This window comes from Paraburkholderia sp. (genome assembly GCF_035948235.1).
Lineage (GTDB): Bacteria > Pseudomonadota > Gammaproteobacteria > Burkholderiales > Burkholderiaceae > Paraburkholderia.
In genome coordinates this window covers 1-16,858 of the sequence record NZ_DASZJJ010000004.1, presented here as the reverse complement: position 1 = coordinate 16,858, position 16,858 = coordinate 1, and the positions used below count along the sequence as shown (strand labels likewise).

The window sequence follows — 16,858 nt, the reverse complement described above, 5'->3', positions numbered from 1 at the left end:
TATCGTCGCGGATGGCAATCGTGTGCAACTCCACAACGGTCCTTATACACGCCGCTGGGCTTATCTGATTGCCGAAGTCGCGGGGCAAGCGGCAATCGATATCCTACTGGGACCGATCACCACTGAATAAAAACGCGGGTTATTTACACGCGCGAAATTCCAGCGGAATGCCGCTCATATTACTTCGCGATCCTTAACAATAAAAAACCGATCAATAATAAACACGGCGTTCAATGCAATTTTCCGCTCTTTGATTGCACCAGCAGCGATCGAATGACTTCAATCAGGTTCGCTATTGGCGTCGGCTTTCTTAGCAGCGCGTTCCAGAGAGGCTCGGTCTGCACAGGCGGCACCGCGGCCGAGAGCATCACGACAGGGATGGCCGCCGTGGCACTGTGCGCCTTTAGACGTCGGCAAAAACCAATGCCGTCGAGCACCGGCATCATCCAGTCGGTCACGATCAGATCGGGATGCTCGCAGTCGGTCACCCCGCCCGCCGCCTCTCCATCCGGCGCGAGCAGGACTCGGTAGCCTTCTGCCTCCAGCAGGATCTGCAGGGGAGCAAGGATTCTTGCGTCATCGTCTACCAGCAGGATCGTTTCCACATTCGTGGCCGGGAAGTGATAAATCAAAACGCCGCAAGTACGGTTCCCGACTGCGGCGTGCGAGGCTTGTTCGAACCGACGCGCGTTGTTTTATGCGCAAAAAGTCGGGAGCGACACGCTCCCGTCATTTCAGCCAGCTAGCGTCTTGCGCCGCGCGCGCACGGCCTCGGCCAGTCCATCGAGCACCGGCTCCGTCTGCGCCCAGCTAATGCAGGCATCGGTAATCGACACACCACGCTTGAGCGGCACGCCCGGCTTCAGATCCTGGCGTCCTTCGTCCAGATGGCTTTCGATCATCACGCCGACGATGCGTTTTTCGCCGCCCGCCAGTTGAGCGCCGATATCGCGCGCCACCTCGATCTGACGCTGATGAGCCTTGTTCGAGTTGGCGTGCGAGCAATCGATCATGACTTCCTCGCGCAGCCCCGCTTTCGCCAGCGCCGCGCAGCACGCCGCCACCGAGGCCGCATCGTAGTTCGGCCCGCTCTTGCCGCCACGCAGGATCACGTGGCAATCCTGGTTGCCGCGCGTTTCGAAGATCGCGGCCATGCCCATCTTGGTCATGCCCATGAAGGCGTGGCTGGCGCTCGCTGCGACGATGGCGTCTGCCGCCACCTGCACGCCGCCGTCGGTGCCGTTCTTGAAGCCGATCGGGCACGACAGCCCCGAGGCCAGTTGCCGATGGCTCTGGCTTTCAGTGGTGCGCGCGCCGATCGCGCCCCACGCCACCAGATCGGCGATGTATTGCGGGCTCAGCAGATCGAGGAATTCCGTGCCGGTGGGCAGGCCCAGCGCATCGATTTCGAGCAGCAGTTGACGCGCCGCGCGCAGGCCTTCATTGATGCGGAAGCTGCCGTCCAGACGCGGATCGTTGATATAGCCCTTCCAGCCCACCGTCGTGCGCGGCTTCTCGAAGTACACGCGCATGACGATCAGCAGATCGTCCTTGAGCGCATCGGCCTTCGCCTTGAGCAGTTTCGCGTACTCGATCGCCTGGTCGTGGTCGTGAATCGAGCAGGGGCCGACCACGATCACCAGCCGGTCGTCGCGCTGCGCGAGCACATCGGCAATCTGCGCTCGGCTCGTTTCCACCAGCGTCTGCGTGGACTGCGGCACAGGTAGTTCGTCGAGCAGCAGCGCCGGCGAGATGAGCGGCCGCACCGCGCCAATGCGCACGTCGTCGATGCGGGTGGTGTCCTGGGTAGCGTCGGCGACGCCGACTTCCTGATCGTGCTGCGGATTGTCGATACGGCTCAAGATATTCTCCTCAGGCGCCCAGCTGCCTAAGCGCTGCGATCGTCGCGCAGTATGTTGTTGGGGATAGACGGCGATTATCGCATTTGCCGCGACGTCTCGAATCGCCATTGAAAACACCAAACCGCGCGCCCAAACGAAACGAGGCGGCCAAAGCCGCCTCGTCCGAGACCAAAGTGCAACGACTGACGCTCAGTTAGCCGACTCAGTTAGCCGACTCAGTTAGCCGGACCACCCAGCGGATAGCCCTTGCCCGCCAGCCGTCGCGCGATGCGCACCAGCGCGAGCCACTGCTGGGCGATCAGGCCCTCGCCGTAGTTGACGCCACGGCCTTGCGGCGCGGGCAGTTGATCGCGGATGCCGGTCGGCTCATGCGCCTTGTTCCACGACGCCGTACGGAACATCACGTCCCAGAACGAAAACAGCACGCCGAAGTTGCAGCCGTAGCGCGTACCTTCGTGACCATAGCCAATCGCGTGATGACGGCGATGAAACGCCGGGCTCACCAGAATGCGCTCCAGCACGAAGCCGTAATCGAGCCGCGCGTTGACGTGCTGCACCGCCTGCAGGAAGTTGCTCACAGCGATCAGCACCACGAACTGCGCGGGCGGCACGCCGATGATCAGCGAAATACCCGCGAAAAACGCCGCCTGGATGACATCGTCGAGGAAGTGATTGCGGTCGTCGCACCACAGCGACATCTGCTGCTGGCTGTGATGAACCGCGTGCAACTCCCACCACACGCCGAAGCGATGCTGCCAGCGGTGATACCAGTAACCCGCGAAATCGAGCACGACCAGATAGATCGCAAACGACACGTAAGGCCGGTCCGTCACGCCGGGCCACAGACTATCCACGTCGATATTCGGAATATTGTGGATCGCCATCAGGCTCTGCCAGTGATTGAACAGCGGCGTGAGCACGAAAAAGAACGCGATATTCAGAATGCCGAGCTTGGCGATCCACGTGTACCAGACGTCGGCACGCAGCGCTTTGCGGTCGCTCCACGTTTCGAGCGGGCGCAGCGCTTCGAGCGGGCGCAGCAACACGTAACTCAGCAGAATTTCGAGCACACCCACGATCACCCAGTAAAGCGCGTCGTAGGTGTCCTCGTCGTAGCCCATCAGGCCGATCTTGTAGAAGATCGGCTGCACCACGTCCACGTAGACGAGGGTCTGCAGCCACGAAACAAGGTTATCGGCCTGCGAAAGCAGCGTATCAAGCATCGAAACTCCCGGTCGTCAGTCCGGATTCGGCGCCACCACGGGCGCACGGTTCGCGAAATAGATGCCGTGCGGCGAGCGGCCCACGGCAATCGTGTCGATCAGCTGGCGCGTCGTGAGATCGATCACGCCGACGTGGCGCGCAAAGCGGAACGTAACCCACAGATAGCGTTTGTCTGCGGAAAGTTCCATATCGTCGGGACCAGGACGCAGACCGGTGATATCGCCGACCTTGGTGAGCGTCGTGTAATCGAGGATGCTGATGGTGCTTTCCACGCGGTTCGACACGACTACGTGCTTACCGTCGTCGAGATTGCGGAAGTTGTGCGCGCCGCGGCCCGTCTGGATCTTCTTCACGAGCGTGCGGTTACGCCAGTCCACCACGGCCACGTCGTCCTCGCCCGTCATGCCGATCAGCAGGTACTTGTCGCCGGGCGTCATCCACAGACCCGCGGGCGTGTTGCCGATCTTCAGCTTCCACATCACGGTCTGCGTGGCCAGATCGATCGCCGCGACTTCGCCGGTGTCCTGCAGCGTCACGAACGCAATCTTGCTGTCCGACGAAAAAGTGATGTGGCTAGGCGTTTTGCCGAGCGGAATGCGCTTCGCGATGGTGACATCATGGCCGTTGTAGCTGTAGACGTCCACGCGATCCAGACGCAGGCCGGCCGTCACGAACCACTTGTGATCGGGCGAGAAGCCAAGCTGATACGGATCTTCGATACCTTCGACGCGTCGCTGCACCTTGCCCGTGTGCGGATCGAGGAACATCAGGTCGTTCGAGACCGAATCGGCGACGATCAGCGACTGGCCGTCGGGCGTGATCATCAGGTGATGCGGCTCCTTGCCGGTGGGTTCGGTGCCGACGACGCTGCGGCTCGCTTCGTCGATCAGCGAGAGCTGCGCCTCGCCGGAGTCGAGCACGATGACCTTGTCGTTGGCCGCATTGTCGGCATGCGCGAGCGCGCTGCACGCAAGACCGCCGATGAGCAGCGCCGCTGCAAGGCCGCGTCTCGGGGTCCGGGTAAAGCTGAAAGTCGGGAATTCTGGCATTTCGTAGGGGCAAGAGAACCGGTTCATCACCGGAGTAAGCGCGCGCAGGGCCGGTTTGTGCTGAGATAGAGACTGGTGCGCCGCAACGCGGGCGAAAGCCAGACGAAACCCCGCTGAAACCGGGCAGCGAAGCGGACTGTAAAGCGGACCGCCAATAGCGCGCGCGGAACGCTTCTTTAACGCGCGAGACCCGTATTCCGATGACGCGGGCGGGTGTTTTCCTACATCGTTTTCGCATGCGCCGGATTGCCGCGGCGCAATCGGGCCATCGTGCCCCGAGCAGCTAATTTCGGCAGGATTACTTCGACAGGGTCACTTCGACAAGGCGTTCATGCACCATCGCACTCGCGACGACAGCCTGCATGACGTGCCCGACGGGCTTTCCGCCAGCACGGCGCGCAAAGTGCGCGAGGCGCTCGAAGGGCGCCGGCGCGGCGCCGCGCTGCTCCTGCCGCTCGCGGGGCCGGCGGTGATCGTCTCGGTTGCCTACGTGGACCCCGGCAACTTCGCGACCAACATCCAGGCCGGCGCGCGTTATGGCTATGCGCTGCTGTGGATCGTGGTGCTCGCCAATCTCGTCGCCATGCTGTTTCAGGCACTCTCCGCGAAACTCGGCATCGTCACCGGGCGCAATCTCGCCGAACTCTGCCGCGAACGTCTGCCTGCCCCGCTCGTCTGGCTCATGTGGATCGTCAGCGAAATCGCGGCGATGGCCACCGATCTCGCCGAATTCCTTGGCGGCGCGATCGGTCTCGCGCTGTTGCTGCATATACCGCTGCTCGCCGGTATGGCGATCACCGCGCTCGTCACCTACGGCCTGCTGTTTTTCGAGCGCGCCGGCTTCAGGCCGCTGGAACTGGTGATCGGCGGGCTCGTCGGCGTGATCGGGCTGTGCTATCTGGTCGAGCTGTTCGTCACGCCGGTCGCGTGGCACGAAGTCGCCCGCAGCCTGGCCGCGCCGCGCCTGCCGGATGCCCAGGCCGTGACAATCGCCGTGGGTATCGTCGGCGCGACGGTCATGCCGCATGCGCTTTTTCTGCATTCGGGCCTCACCCAGGCACGCGTGCAGCCGCGCAACGACACCGAACGCACGCGCCTGCTGCGCTTTTCCAACGTCGAGGTGATCGTCGCGCTGTCGCTGGCCGGGCTGATCAACATGGCGATGGTGATGATGGCGTCGGCGGCGTTTCACCAGGGCCACGCCGATGTCGCCGAAATCGGCAGCGCCTGGCGCACGCTCGCCCCGCTGTTCGGCGCGGCGGCGGCGGCGATTTTTCTGGTCTCGCTGATTGCCTCGGGGATTTCGAGTTCGGTGGTCGGCACGCTCGCGGGCCAAATGATCATGCAGGGCTTCGTGGGCTTCCAGATTCCGCTCTGGCTGCGCCGTCTCGTGACAATGGCGCCAAGCTTCGTGGTGGTGGGCCTGGGCGTGAACGCCACCGTAGCGCTGGTCGCAAGCCAGGTCGTGCTCAGTCTCGCACTGCCGTTCCCGATGGCCGCGCTCGTCTGGTTCACCTGCCGGCGCGACGTCATGGGGCAATACCGCAATCGCGCGGCGCTGGCCGTGCTGGCCATTGCGGGTGCGATCGGCGTGCTGGCGCTCAATGCGCTGCTGCTCGCGCAGAGCTTCGGCGTGCGGGTGCCCGGACTCGGTTGAAAAAACCGCCAGCGCAAACCGTGCAGCGCAACACGCCTAATCCGAGCGATTCGCTCAATTTGTCCGACTCACCTGCTCGAACCGTTCAACGAGCGTTCAATGATTGGCCAATAGCCCGCACGCCAGCGGTGACTTCGTCCGTCATGCGTGCAAACTCGCGCAAAACCATGCAACATTAGCCTCTTTCACCGCGCCCGCCCCAGCGGCGAGCGCAAGTTTCGCAACTCTGCGCCACAAATCGCCACAAGCGCCACAACCGAGCGACCAGCCATGACGAATCAGCCTGCCCAAGCCGCGCCCGACCAGCCCGTCGACATGATTATCTTCGGCGGCGGCGGCGACCTGGCCGCGCGCAAACTGCTCCCCGCGCTGTACATGGCGCACCTGCACGGCAATCTGCCGCCCGAGACGCGCATCATCGCCGTCGGCCGCAAGAACTGGACGATCGACGACTATCGCAAGTTCATGGAAGAGCAGTCGCGTCCCTTCATCGACGCCAAAGCCTTCGACGCGCAAGCGTGGGACCGCTATCTGAGCCTGTTCCAGTACGTCATCATCGACGTCAATGCGACGGAAGACTACAGGCGCCTGAAAGCCGCCTCGCGCGAGCACGCGATCCGCGCGTTCTATCTGTCGACCTCGCCCGAACTCTTTACGACGATCTGCGACAACCTGTCGGCGGTGAGTCTCGTCGATGCGAATTCGCGCGTCGTGCTGGAAAAACCGCTCGGCCACGATCTGGCTTCGGCCGTGGAGATCAACGAGTCGGTGGGCCGCCACTTCGCGGAATCGCAGATCTACCGCATCGACCATTATCTGGGCAAGGAAACGGTGCAGAACCTGATGGTGCTGCGCTTTGGCAATCCGATCTTCGGGCCGCTGTGGCAGGCGCCGTATATCCGCAGCGTGCAGATCACGGTGGCAGAGACGGTGGGCGTGGGCAGCCGCGCGGGCTTCTACGATCACACCGGCGCGCTGCGCGACATGGTGCAGAACCACCTGCTGCAACTGCTGTGCATCGTGGCGATGGAGCCGCCCGTGTCGCTCGACCCGGATGCGGTGCGCGACGAAAAGCTCAAGGTGCTGCGCTCGCTGCGTCCGATGTCGCTGGCCGATATCGCGCGTGACACGGTGCGCGGCCAATACGCGGCGGGCGCTGTGGATGGCCAGCCGGTCAAGGGCTACCTTGAAGAAGACAACGTGCCGGCGGACAGCAAGGCCGAAACCTTCGTGGCACTGCGCGCGCACATCAACAACTGGCGCTGGGCGAACGTGCCGTTCTTCCTGCGCACCGGCAAGCGCCTGCAAAAGCGTCAATCGGAAATCGTGATCGAGTTCGCGGACCTGCCCTTCTCGATCTTCCCGAGCGGCCCGCGCAACTACGGCAATCGCCTGGTGATCCAGCTCCAGCCGGAAGAATCGATCCAGTTGCAAATGCTTGCGAAGGAACCTGGTAGCGGCATGAACATGCTGCCGGTGAGCCTGAATCTGGATCTGCAGCAAGCGATTCCGGAACGCCGCGCCGAAGCCTACGAACGCCTGCTGATCGACGTGATTCGCGGACGCCTCACGCACTTCATGCGCCGCGACGAACTGGAAGCCGCATGGACGTGGGTCGAGCCGATTCTCGACGGCTGGAAGGAACTGAACGATCGTCCGCGCACGTACACGGCGGGCACGTTCGGCCCGGCGGCATCGTCGGCGCTGCTCGCGCGCGAGGGTATGTCGTGGGCGGAAGAGGCTTGATCGTTCGTATCTGAAGCACGAAACGCCGCGAATTCGCGGCGTTTTTTTTGCGCTCAGCCGCCCTTAATCGCGCTTCGTGCGTTGCGTGTTTTCACGGTGATCGGGCCGGAACAGATCGAGCCCCGCGAACACCAGCACGCCGCTGAGCGCCATCATCGGCACCGAATGGCGGCCTAAAAAAAGAATTGCGGCTGCGAGCCACGTCGAAATAAAAAAAGCAGCCATGTGCCGCATGATGAAAAACTCCGCTACTTCCGTACAAAAGATGCTTCGCCCTCAGCCGAGCGTCGCGCGCGCGGTGCGCAGGCGGCTCACGGTATCCACGAAGGCCTCGCCGCCCAGCGAGCGCTTGATGCGGCCCGTGACCTGCGCGCTGGCGTGATTGAGCGCGTCGCGAATCGCCACGGCTTGCGCCGTGGGCACGATCGCCACTTCACGCTGATCGCCTTCGGTGCGCTGGCGCTCCAGCCAGCCGCGCGACTCCAGACCGTCGAGCACGCGCGTGGCCGTGGGCCGCGCGATGGACAGCAGATCGGCCAGCTCACGCTGCAGGGAGCCAGGCCGCTCCAGCACCGCGCGCAGCATGAAGCCCTGCGGCGGCGTGAGATCGAAAGGCTCGAACGCTTCGGACCACTCGCGTTCCAGACGACGCGCAAGCGCCGAGGTGTTGAAGTACAGACACTGATCGAACATGGCAAAAGAATAACTGGTTATCGTTAGCTATGCAACGAATTCGATACGTTTGCGTCCTGATTTCAGGCACTTTTCGAATACGTTCGATAAGACTTCAGGGTGCGGATTCAGTTCATTGATGCTTCGTTGCGCACGCCCCCAATTGATGACGCCTGAAGGCAAGGACGAAAGCTCATGGTACGCGACCCGCATTTTTTGTGAACGCTGGGTGACCAGGTGGTGACACGACATGCGTTCTGGTTATACCGTCATGAAAAGCGAACGACCGGACGAATTTTTCGCTCAACCGCGTTATGATGCGAAAGGATCGACCTCGCCAGCCTGCTCGACACAACACTCATGGAGACAAAGATGCAGATGCGTTGCTACTGCGTGACCCATCATGGCCAGCCTCTCGAACTCGTCCAGCGCGACACGCCGCAACCGCAGGGCACCGAAGTGCTGGTGCGTGTGCAGGCCGCCGGTCTGTGCCATTCGGACCTGCATATCTGGGAGGGATATTACGATCTGGGCGGCGGCAAAAAACTCTCGCTAGCCGACCGCGGCATCAAGCTGCCGCTGACGTTGAGCCATGAAATCTGCGGCGAAGTGATCGCAGCGGGCCCCGAGGCTGGCGACGTGAAGACGGGCACCGTGGCCGTCGTGCATCCGTGGATTGGCTGCGGTCAATGCGCGGCCTGCCAGCGCGGCGAAGAAAACATCTGCACCAGACCACAATCGCTGGGTGTGATGCGCGACGGCGGATTCGCCGATTACGTGATCGTGCCGCATCCGCGCTATCTGGTCGATCTGGGCGGCCTCGATCCCGTGAAGGCCGCACCGCTCGCCTGCGCGGGCGTCACGACGTATTCCGCCGTGAAGAAGTTCGGCGAGCGCATTCATGAGGACCCGGTCGTCATTATCGGCGCGGGCGGCCTGGGCATGATGGCGATCGAAGTGCTCAAGGCGCTCGGCGCGAAAGGCGCGGTCGTGGTGGACGTCGATCCCGCCAAACGCGAAGCGGCGCTCAAGGCCGGCGCGCTCGCGGCGATCGATGCGCGCGCAAGCGATGCGGTCAAACAGATCGCCGAAGCCACGGGCGGCGGCGCGCGCGCCGTACTCGATCTGGTGGGCGCGACGCCTACCGTGAAGCTGGCGCTCGATTCATGCGCGCGCGGCGGCCACGTGGTGGTGGTCGGCTTGATGGGCGGCGACATCACGCTCTCGCTGCTGATCATTCCAATGCGACCGCTCAAGATCGAAGGCAGTTATGTCGGCACGCTGCCTGAACTGCGCGAACTCGTGGCGCTGATGCGCGCGGGCAAGATGCAGCCTTCGGCGGTCACGCAGCGCCCGCTGGGCGAAGTGAACGAGGCGCTCGAAGCGCTGGCGCAAGGCAAGGTGATGGGACGGCAAGTGCTGGTGCCGTGATTTTCAGCTTGTTATAGCGGATAGAAAAGGGCGATCGTAGTCGCCCTTTTTTATCCGTCAATTACTTTGGATGCCTACTCACTTTTAGCCGGATTGCCGCACCTCCTAGTCGGTAAGCAGTTTGCTCCTTGTCTCTAACGCACAGGTTTTCTATATCACGACCGCGATATTGCTGATTCTCCCACGCGATCACGAGAGTATTCGAGCGGTTCCGCTGACGAACACCGCAACAGTATTACCGCCTTCATGCGGATTAGGCTGAGAACCATATTCGATCAAACGTGGCGTGCCACCCAACGTTTGCTGCTGCGATAGTTGAACCTGCACCAGTTCCGCGGGGCCACTGTCGTCAATGCGCGTGAGACGTTCGCGCTCAAGCGGACCACTATTCCCCAGCATACGATCTCCGTTATGTATCACCGTCAATGGCAAGTACAGAAGGGGCGTCCGTGCTCAGCGTTGCTTCGGTTCCGCTAGGATTGCGCTCTGTCATGCCGGTATCGAAACCGCCCGACATGCGCTCCATGTCATGCGTCACGCTCCCTGAATCGATGTACCATTCAGGGTTAGCAAAACGTCGTCGCACGTGATTACGCGCTGTGCGACGCATGCATTCGCACCCTCAGCCTGTTAGATCAACCTAACGAACAGCGGAGTTCATAGTGGATTGGGGAACCGTCGCACAACTTGTTGTCATTGCATCGTCGTTATTTGGTTTTCGAAAGCTCTATTTGGATACGTCACTTGCCTCACGAAGTCGGAAACGTGAGGAGTATAAGTTCGCCAAAGAGTTTCTGGCCGAGCTTCAGGGCGACAAGAAAGTGCATCAATTTCTTCGTGAGAAAGGATGCGAAGCGCTCACCGGCAGCAGAAATGCTAATCCTGACCACGTTGAATATCTGCTTTCTCTCGGCCAACCAAGTCAGGCACTGCGGGAGTATTCCGAAAGCAGGAGTTACCTGGAATACTCAGATATCAAAGAGACGCAAGGGCATTTTAGGTTCAAGGGCTGGTACAGAAAAAAGTGGGTGAGAAATACGTTAAAAACCTGGTACATTGGACTTTATGCTGCTCCCGTGTTCAGTCTGTTGTGGTTGCCAAAACTAGCGGATGCAGTCTTTTCAGACAAGCGCCATCGGGCGATTTTTGCACTCGTCTATTACGTTGTCGCACTCAGCGTCGGATACTTTTTTCTGGTACTCGGCCGCCGGATTGTAAATGCAGAATCTCTCGTCGCCCGAGCAGCCATCGGAGTACCGGAGAAAGAAACGGAAACTTCACCAGCCTGACAGGAAATGCTCATGCGACAGATGCGCGGAACAACACTGGCACGATGACCGATTAACCGTCACGAACAACTCCGTCGGCGGGGAATCGTGGCCCACGTTTTGATAGCGCCTTTGTGCCAGGCCAATCACGGATAACGATGCTCCCATCGCGAGATCACACCGTTGCAAGCGATTCGCCGCGCGTGGTCAAGTCCCGCACAACAGCGGTTGCGCGTGCGGACAGAGCCGTATAGGTTCCGTTGTCCTTTGCGTCATCGGCAATACGGATTTCGGTTTGGGAATTCCGATTCTGGGAAATAAAGTGAAAATCGCGCTCGTTTATGGCGGCTTGATCGCCGCTGGTGCAATAATCGCCGCTTTCGTGAGTTTTTACATTGTTCTACCTGACGGCTCCATTCCGTGCGGGGATGAATGTGGCGGACGTGCATTAGCTACCGCATTTCGGAGCGCAGTTGCGGGCGCGATTGTCTTTGTAGTTGGCGGCTTTTGCATCATGCGATACAGACGCCGAAGCTAGGATACCAGGTGAGTACACTTGTGGCGTTCGCGAGATACCTCGTCTCGACTAAAACAGAGCCAATCATGCTGGAGTTCCCCACGGGGTTTTCTCAGCGCGCAGTGATGCTGCGCGCGGCCAAATTTTATCAAGATCTGTGGTGTCTACATGACGCGCATCAATATACACACCGCCTTTAACAGAATCCCGAAACGTGCTGACAAGTCGTGCGGCTGTAGTCTCATCAAGCTCTTGCTGGCTCGTCGTGATGTCAAACACTCTGTGATGACGCACGTCAAACTTGTCTTTATAGTCCACAACAGCGAAATAGAGTACATAAGTATTAAGTCGACGTCCCTCTGAATTCGCGAATGCTCTCACGTTTTCATCAAATTTGAGCTCGTCCATTGTATAGGTTTCATATAGACGTCCCTTGTACTCTGCTGGAAATTTCTCGAATCCCTCATACGCTCCAACAACTGGAAAGTAGGCAGCACGTAGCGGACGATCGTTTTCTGCCTGAGGAGCGCCCAGCATGTGCAACTCACCGATGTAGAGGAACGTCAGAGGGCGAACCGATAATTCAGTTAGCTCGCCACCTGCGTTGTCTACACTCAACATCGCGCGGTTGGCTTGAGAAGACGGACGGCTCAACTGGACTTTGATGAAAGGCTGCTCGATACGTTCAGCAGACGATAAGTTGGAGGCGCGGCGCTTGTCAAGCTCCAAGATGCACTGCACATAGGCTTGATATTTTTTTTCATCACCGGTCATCAGACCATTGCGCATCGCGTCAATTCGAATTTCAGATGCCCGCTCAGCGGACAACTCGCCACCATACTTGTCTTTTTCCGCAGCGATTGTCAGACCGATGCGATCATCGATGCCCAGCCCACCACATCGGGCGACATCTTTCATTTCGGCATCGTGCTGAATAAGCGAGCCTGCTGTGGGCCGCACGTTCGACGTCGAACAACCCGCGGTCACGGCCAGAGCCGCACATGCCATAAGCATATAAATTTTCATCCGAATACTCCATCGACTATGGTTTCTACATGTTATCGGCAAGTCACCTAAAATCTTGATGTTTAAAATTATTCTGTAATCTCTCGGCGACGCGAATCCGACGATTACGACCAACGCCATTATTTTTCGCCTGCATTTTCCGTTCACGCCGAGGTATGAGCAGAAACTCTAGTAAGCGCCTGTTCACCACTGCTTAGCGGACATACGCGCCCTTCTATGAGCAGGAAATCTGCTTTTTCAAATCGCAGGATGCAAACCTTTCAAGTCTGTCACTGTGTTCTGTGCCAGCTAACTCTGAGAAAAAAATGACCGGTAGCACTGATCTTCCAACGAGCAGGCCGCAAATCTTGCCTTCGGGAATAGATGCTGCCCGAGGAAACACGCAGCGACAAATGCCTATGCTGCTACCCAGGCATAATGCATGTCCGGGCAACTTCGACGGATCGACCGTCCCGAACTTCCCAGTGCAGGGATTCACGTTGCCCCCCACGACGACCAGTTGTCGTACTTGGTCGCATTTGGGTTAAGCGTTTTCACTCAAGCGCTGCGCCTGGCAGAAACTATCTCGAGTTGCGCCGTGCCACACTTCACGAACTGCCGCTCGATAAAGAAGGGCGATCGCTGTCGCCCTTCTTATGCTATCCATTGAACTACTCAACGCCGATCAACGCGCCGCATCACCCATCCGATAGCCGTGGCTCGCTTCATCGAGTTTCGACTTCAGATCGGGATCGAGTTCGAGATCGACGGCGGCAATCGACGCATCGAGCTGTTCAGGCCGGCTCGCACCGATCAGCGCGGACGTCACAAGCGGATTCGCCAGCACCCACGCCACCGAAGCCGTCGTCAGCGACTGCCCCGCCTGCCCGGCAATACCGCGCAATTGCTCGACGCTCTCGAACTCGCGCTGATGCCAGTAGCGATCCTGATACATCGATCCCGCCACGCCCACGCTCTGCGAAAAACGTCCCTCGCCCGGCTTGCTGTCATGCCGATACTTGCCGGTAAGCAAGCCGCCCGCGAGCGGGTTATACGGAATCACGGCCAGGCCCTCTTCGCCTGCGAGCGGCAGCAACTCGCGCTCGATCTGGCGAAACAGCAGGTTGTAGCGCGGCTGCACCGAAACGAAACGCGCCACGCGCAGCACATCGGCGCGGCCCAGCGCGCGCGCCAGCCGGTAAGCCAGGAAATTCGACACGCCGATATAACGCGCCTTGCCCGCGCGCACGATGGTATCGAGCGCCTCCAGCGTTTCGTCGAGCGGCGTATTGGCGTCGTCCGAATGCAGTTGATAGAGATCGACGTAATCGGTGCCCAGGCGCCGCAGCGAGTTGTCGATCGCGTCGAGCAGATGCTTGCGCGACGCGCCTTGATCCCACGGGGACGGCCCAACCTTGCCCACTGCTTTGGTCGCCAGAATGAAACGGTCGCGACGGCCCTTGAGCCAGCGTCCGACGATTTCCTCGGTGCGGCCCGCGTTCGTTTCGCCGCCGCCCAAAGGGTAGACGTCAGCGGTATCGATAAAGTTGACACCCGCGTCGGCGGCCTTGTCGAGAATGAGGCGGGAGACGTCTTCTTCGGTCTGCAGCCCGAAGGTCATGGTGCCGAGACACAGACGCGATACATTGAGGCCGGTCTGGCCGAAACGACGGTATTGCATTCAACGCTCCTTGTTTAACGGACGTTCATTGCGCAAAACACGCGCCGCGTTTCTGGCCGACACGTTTTGGCCGACACGCCGCGCATCGCCTGAAAGCATAGCGCGGCGCGCGCAAACCAGCCGCGCGCCGCCACAGCCCCTTACATCGCTGAAAGGCCGCACTCCGTAACCGCGCTGAAGGCTTCATTGCCGGAATAAGCGCACGCGGGGCGCTCTAATCGGCCCGTTGTCCTTGCCTGCCCTGCCTTAAGCTTCCTATCGTCCATCATTCTTTGCGCCCTCATCGTGACTTCGACGACCGACACGCCTCTTCATCCCGACCGCCAGCAGGAAGCGAGCGCGCTGTGCGCGCAAGGCCGCTTCGCCGACGCGTTCGAGATGCTCGCGCCCCTCGTCGGGAATCCGCCGGGCGAAGATGACGCCGCTCGCGTCGATACGCTCAATCTGGCCGCGCTTGCCGCGATGGGCTCGGGCAAGGCCGATCTCGCCCACGCGCTGTGGCAGCGCTGTATCGCCGCGCGGCCGGCGTTCGAGGAGGCCTACCATGGCCTCGCCGCGATGCTCACGGCGCTGGGCCAGTTGCCCGCCGCCGAAACGGTCTGGCGCCGCCTGCTGGACGTCAACCCGGCCCACGCGGACGCATACGGCAACCTGGGCATCGTGCTGCATCGCCTCGCGCGCCATCAGGAAGCGGAAAACGCCTATCGCACGGCGCTCGCGCGCCAGCCGGGCCACCTAGACGCGCATTACAACCTCGGCATCCTGCTGCACGAGCTGAACCGTCACGAAGAGGCCGAGACGGCCTATCGCGCCGCGCTCGCGCTCAATCCGAAGTTCGCGCGCGCGCACAACAACCTGGGCAACGTCCTGCGCGAGCGCGGCTGCATCGAGGACGCCGAGGAAGCCTACCGCCAGGCGCTGCTCGCCGAACCGCATTACCCAGAGGCGCTCAACAACTACGGCGCGCTGCTCAAGGCGCAGCGCCGCTATATCGAGGCGGAACTGTCCTGCCGTCTGGCGATCCAGATCCGCCCCGATTACGTCGAGGCGCTCAACAACCTGGGCTGCGTGCTCACCGATCTGCAGCGCTACGCCGAAGCCGAGCAGTTCTATCGCAAGGCAATCATGCTGCGCCCCGAGCACGCCGAGGCGCATTACAACCTGGGCGTCGCGCTGCAGCGGCTCGAACGCTATCCGGAGGCCGAGACCAACTACCGCGTCGCGCTGCGCCTTTCGCCGGGTCGCGCCGAAATTTTCAACAATCTGGGCTCCGTGCTGTGCGCGCTCGACCGTATCGACGAGGCGCACGAGACCTTCGCCCAGGCGCTCGCCCAGAACAGCGATCTGGCGCTGGCCCACTTCAATATGGGCAGCGTGCTCAAGGAACAGGGCGCGCTGGACGAGGCCGTGGCGGCGTACCGCCGCTCGCTCGAACTCGAACCCGATTACGGCGACGCGCTGTTTCGCCTCGCCACCCTGCTCATCACGATGGGCCGCTACGAGGAAGGCTGGCGTCTCTACGAGCGCCGCTACGAGAACAACGGCTTCGTGCATTACGCGTCGCGCCGCATGCTGAGCTGCCCGCACTGGCAAGGCGAGCCGATCGCCGGCAAGTCGCTGCTGCTGTGGCAGGAGGACGGCCTGGGCGACATGATCCAGTTTTCGCGTTACGCGCGTCTGCTCAAGGCGCAAGGCGCGGCGCATGTCGCGTTCGGCGGCGTCGAGGCGCTGCATTGCATCCTCGCGGGCGTGGAAGGCATCGACACCCTGCTAACGCACGCCGAAGCCACCGAACGCGCCCAGCAGTTCGACTATTGGGCCAGCCCCTTGAGCCTGCCGCTGCGCCTGGGCACCACGCTCGAGACGACGCCCGAACCGACCCGCTTCAAGGTCGATGCCGCCCGCGTCGAGCATTGGGGTGCGCGTCTGGCCACGCTGGGCGCGGGGCCGCGCGTAGGACTCGTGTGGCGCGGCAACCCCAAACACCACAACGACTTCAACCGCTCGATCCCATCGCTTACAGCGCTCGCGCCGCTCTGGAGCGTGCCGGGGCTGAAGTTCGTGAGCCTGCAAAAAGGCGCGGGCGAAGACGAGGCGCGGGCCGCGGAGCAGGCGGGATCGGCTCAGCCCTTGCTGCACCTGGGCAGCGATATCGCCGATTTCGTCGATACGGCGGCCATCATCGCGCAGCTCGATCTGCTGATCTGCGTGGACACGTCGACCGCCCACCTGGCTGCGTCGCTCGGCAAACCTTGCTGGGTGATGCTGCCGCGCCGCGACGTGGACTGGCGCTGGCTCGACGCGCGCGAAGATTCGCCCTGGTATCCAGGCAATGTGCGGATTTTCCGTCAGGCGGGCAAGGAGACCTGGAGCACGGCGATCGAGCGCGTGCGGCAGGCCTGCGAAGAAAGGTTCGGCGCGGCTTCCTGAACGGAAGCCGGAAGGGTCGGACTGGCCGGACTGACGCCTCGCGTCAGGTCAGTCAGTCCCAGAAGTTGCGAAACGCCACAGCGACAATCACCGGCACGCACATTACGAGCGGGATCGCGAAGTACGGAATCTCCATATCGACGATCCAGCTACGGATCAGCCAGCCCACGCCCAGCGCGAGCGTGAGGATGCCGACGAGCGCGGTCATCGTATTCAGCAGCCAGGGCGGCGGCGGCTTGCGCCGGGACTTCTGCTTGGGTTCCTGCGCGGAAGACGGTTTCATCGGGGCTTTGAAGAAGCGTTGAGCGGTCGGTTT

Annotated in this window: 15 protein-coding genes; 5 read left to right on the top strand and 10 right to left on the bottom strand. The window is 61.3% G+C overall.

Annotated features, from left to right (window positions below; translation table 11 throughout):
• Nucleotides 1-230 precede the first annotated feature (230 nt).
• From VG320_RS00150 to VG320_RS00135, 4 genes are all read right to left on the bottom strand, one after another.
• Complete coding sequence (locus VG320_RS00150; RefSeq protein WP_327198164.1) at nt 231-605, bottom strand: response regulator; 375 nt, start codon at nt 603-605, stop codon at nt 231-233.
• Between the two features lie 129 nt (nt 606-734).
• Nucleotides 735-1,862, bottom strand: a complete 1,128-nt coding sequence (locus tag VG320_RS00145; RefSeq protein ID WP_327198163.1) for a 3-deoxy-7-phosphoheptulonate synthase — start codon at nt 1,860-1,862, stop codon at nt 735-737.
• 215 nt (nt 1,863-2,077) lie between these two features.
• Nucleotides 2,078-3,085 carry a sterol desaturase family protein gene (locus VG320_RS00140; protein ID WP_327198162.1) on the bottom strand — a complete coding sequence of 336 codons (1,008 nt, stop codon included), beginning with the start codon at nt 3,083-3,085 and terminating at the stop codon, nt 2,078-2,080.
• A 15-nt stretch (nt 3,086-3,100) separates the two neighbouring features.
• Entirely contained in the window at nt 3,101-4,162 is a 1,062-nt protein-coding gene (locus VG320_RS00135) for a YncE family protein (RefSeq protein WP_327198161.1), read from the bottom strand.
• A 304-nt stretch (nt 4,163-4,466) separates the two neighbouring features.
• Between VG320_RS00135 and VG320_RS00130 the strand changes: the two genes are divergently transcribed.
• Together VG320_RS00130 and zwf are read left to right on the top strand one after the other, a co-directional pair.
• Entirely contained in the window at nt 4,467-5,792 is a 1,326-nt protein-coding gene (locus VG320_RS00130) for an Nramp family divalent metal transporter (protein ID WP_327198160.1), read from the top strand.
• 270 nt (nt 5,793-6,062) lie between these two features.
• Nucleotides 6,063-7,538 carry a glucose-6-phosphate dehydrogenase gene (gene zwf / locus VG320_RS00125; RefSeq protein ID WP_327198159.1) on the top strand — a complete coding sequence of 492 codons (1,476 nt, stop codon included), beginning with the start codon at nt 6,063-6,065 and terminating at the stop codon, nt 7,536-7,538.
• Between the two features lie 63 nt (nt 7,539-7,601).
• Here the strand turns inward: zwf and VG320_RS00120 are convergent, their stop codons facing one another.
• Together VG320_RS00120 and VG320_RS00115 are read right to left on the bottom strand one after the other, a co-directional pair.
• On the bottom strand, nt 7,602-7,763 hold the full coding sequence (locus VG320_RS00120) for a hypothetical protein (RefSeq protein ID WP_327198166.1): 162 nt from the start codon (nt 7,761-7,763) through the stop codon (nt 7,602-7,604).
• A 51-nt stretch (nt 7,764-7,814) separates the two neighbouring features.
• Entirely contained in the window at nt 7,815-8,231 is a 417-nt protein-coding gene (locus VG320_RS00115) for a MarR family winged helix-turn-helix transcriptional regulator (RefSeq protein ID WP_103703449.1), read from the bottom strand.
• Nucleotides 8,232-8,588: 357 nt separating this feature from the next.
• Between VG320_RS00115 and VG320_RS00110 the strand changes: the two genes are divergently transcribed.
• The gene (locus tag VG320_RS00110; RefSeq protein ID WP_327198165.1) at nt 8,589-9,641 is read left to right on the top strand and encodes an alcohol dehydrogenase; all 1,053 of its coding nucleotides are present in this window, start codon (nt 8,589-8,591) and stop codon (nt 9,639-9,641) included.
• A gap of 189 nt (nt 9,642-9,830) precedes the next feature.
• Here the strand turns inward: VG320_RS00110 and VG320_RS31155 are convergent, their stop codons facing one another.
• On the bottom strand, nt 9,831-10,040 hold the full coding sequence (locus VG320_RS31155) for a phage baseplate assembly protein domain-containing protein (RefSeq protein WP_414695925.1): 210 nt from the start codon (nt 10,038-10,040) through the stop codon (nt 9,831-9,833).
• 263 nt (nt 10,041-10,303) lie between these two features.
• Between VG320_RS31155 and VG320_RS00105 the strand changes: the two genes are divergently transcribed.
• Nucleotides 10,304-10,930 carry a hypothetical protein gene (locus VG320_RS00105; RefSeq protein ID WP_327198158.1) on the top strand — a complete coding sequence of 209 codons (627 nt, stop codon included), beginning with the start codon at nt 10,304-10,306 and terminating at the stop codon, nt 10,928-10,930.
• A gap of 580 nt (nt 10,931-11,510) precedes the next feature.
• Here VG320_RS00105 and VG320_RS00100 read toward each other — a convergent pair.
• Together VG320_RS00100 and VG320_RS00095 are read right to left on the bottom strand one after the other, a co-directional pair.
• Nucleotides 11,511-12,452: a hypothetical protein gene (locus tag VG320_RS00100; RefSeq protein WP_327198157.1), complete on the bottom strand. Its 942-nt coding sequence runs from the start codon at nt 12,450-12,452 to the stop codon at nt 11,511-11,513.
• Between the two features lie 664 nt (nt 12,453-13,116).
• On the bottom strand, nt 13,117-14,112 hold the full coding sequence (locus tag VG320_RS00095; protein WP_327198156.1) for an aldo/keto reductase: 996 nt from the start codon (nt 14,110-14,112) through the stop codon (nt 13,117-13,119).
• 285 nt (nt 14,113-14,397) lie between these two features.
• Between VG320_RS00095 and VG320_RS00090 the strand changes: the two genes are divergently transcribed.
• The gene (locus tag VG320_RS00090; protein WP_327198155.1) at nt 14,398-16,542 is read left to right on the top strand and encodes a tetratricopeptide repeat protein; all 2,145 of its coding nucleotides are present in this window, start codon (nt 14,398-14,400) and stop codon (nt 16,540-16,542) included.
• 52 nt (nt 16,543-16,594) lie between these two features.
• Here the strand turns inward: VG320_RS00090 and VG320_RS00085 are convergent.
• The coding region (locus VG320_RS00085; protein ID WP_327198154.1) for a hypothetical protein at nt 16,595-16,858 on the bottom strand (264 nt) is incomplete at its 5' end.

Coding starts and splice junctions, on each gene's coding strand:
- VG320_RS00120 (WP_327198166.1), bottom strand. CDS start 7,763: ATGGCTGCTTTTTTTATTTCGACGTGGCTCGCAGCCGCAATTCTTTTT.
- zwf (WP_327198159.1), top strand. CDS start 6,063: ATGACGAATCAGCCTGCCCAAGCCGCGCCCGACCAGCCCGTCGACATG.
- VG320_RS00095 (WP_327198156.1), bottom strand. CDS start 14,112: ATGCAATACCGTCGTTTCGGCCAGACCGGCCTCAATGTATCGCGTCTG.
- VG320_RS00110 (WP_327198165.1), top strand. CDS start 8,589: ATGCGTTGCTACTGCGTGACCCATCATGGCCAGCCTCTCGAACTCGTC.
- VG320_RS00135 (WP_327198161.1), bottom strand. CDS start 4,162: ATGAACCGGTTCTCTTGCCCCTACGAAATGCCAGAATTCCCGACTTTC.
- VG320_RS00140 (WP_327198162.1), bottom strand. CDS start 3,085: ATGCTTGATACGCTGCTTTCGCAGGCCGATAACCTTGTTTCGTGGCTG.
- VG320_RS31155 (WP_414695925.1), bottom strand. CDS start 10,040: ATGCTGGGGAATAGTGGTCCGCTTGAGCGCGAACGTCTCACGCGCATT.
- VG320_RS00115 (WP_103703449.1), bottom strand. CDS start 8,231: ATGTTCGATCAGTGTCTGTACTTCAACACCTCGGCGCTTGCGCGTCGT.
- VG320_RS00130 (WP_327198160.1), top strand. CDS start 4,467: ATGCACCATCGCACTCGCGACGACAGCCTGCATGACGTGCCCGACGGG.
- VG320_RS00100 (WP_327198157.1), bottom strand. CDS start 12,452: ATGAAAATTTATATGCTTATGGCATGTGCGGCTCTGGCCGTGACCGCG.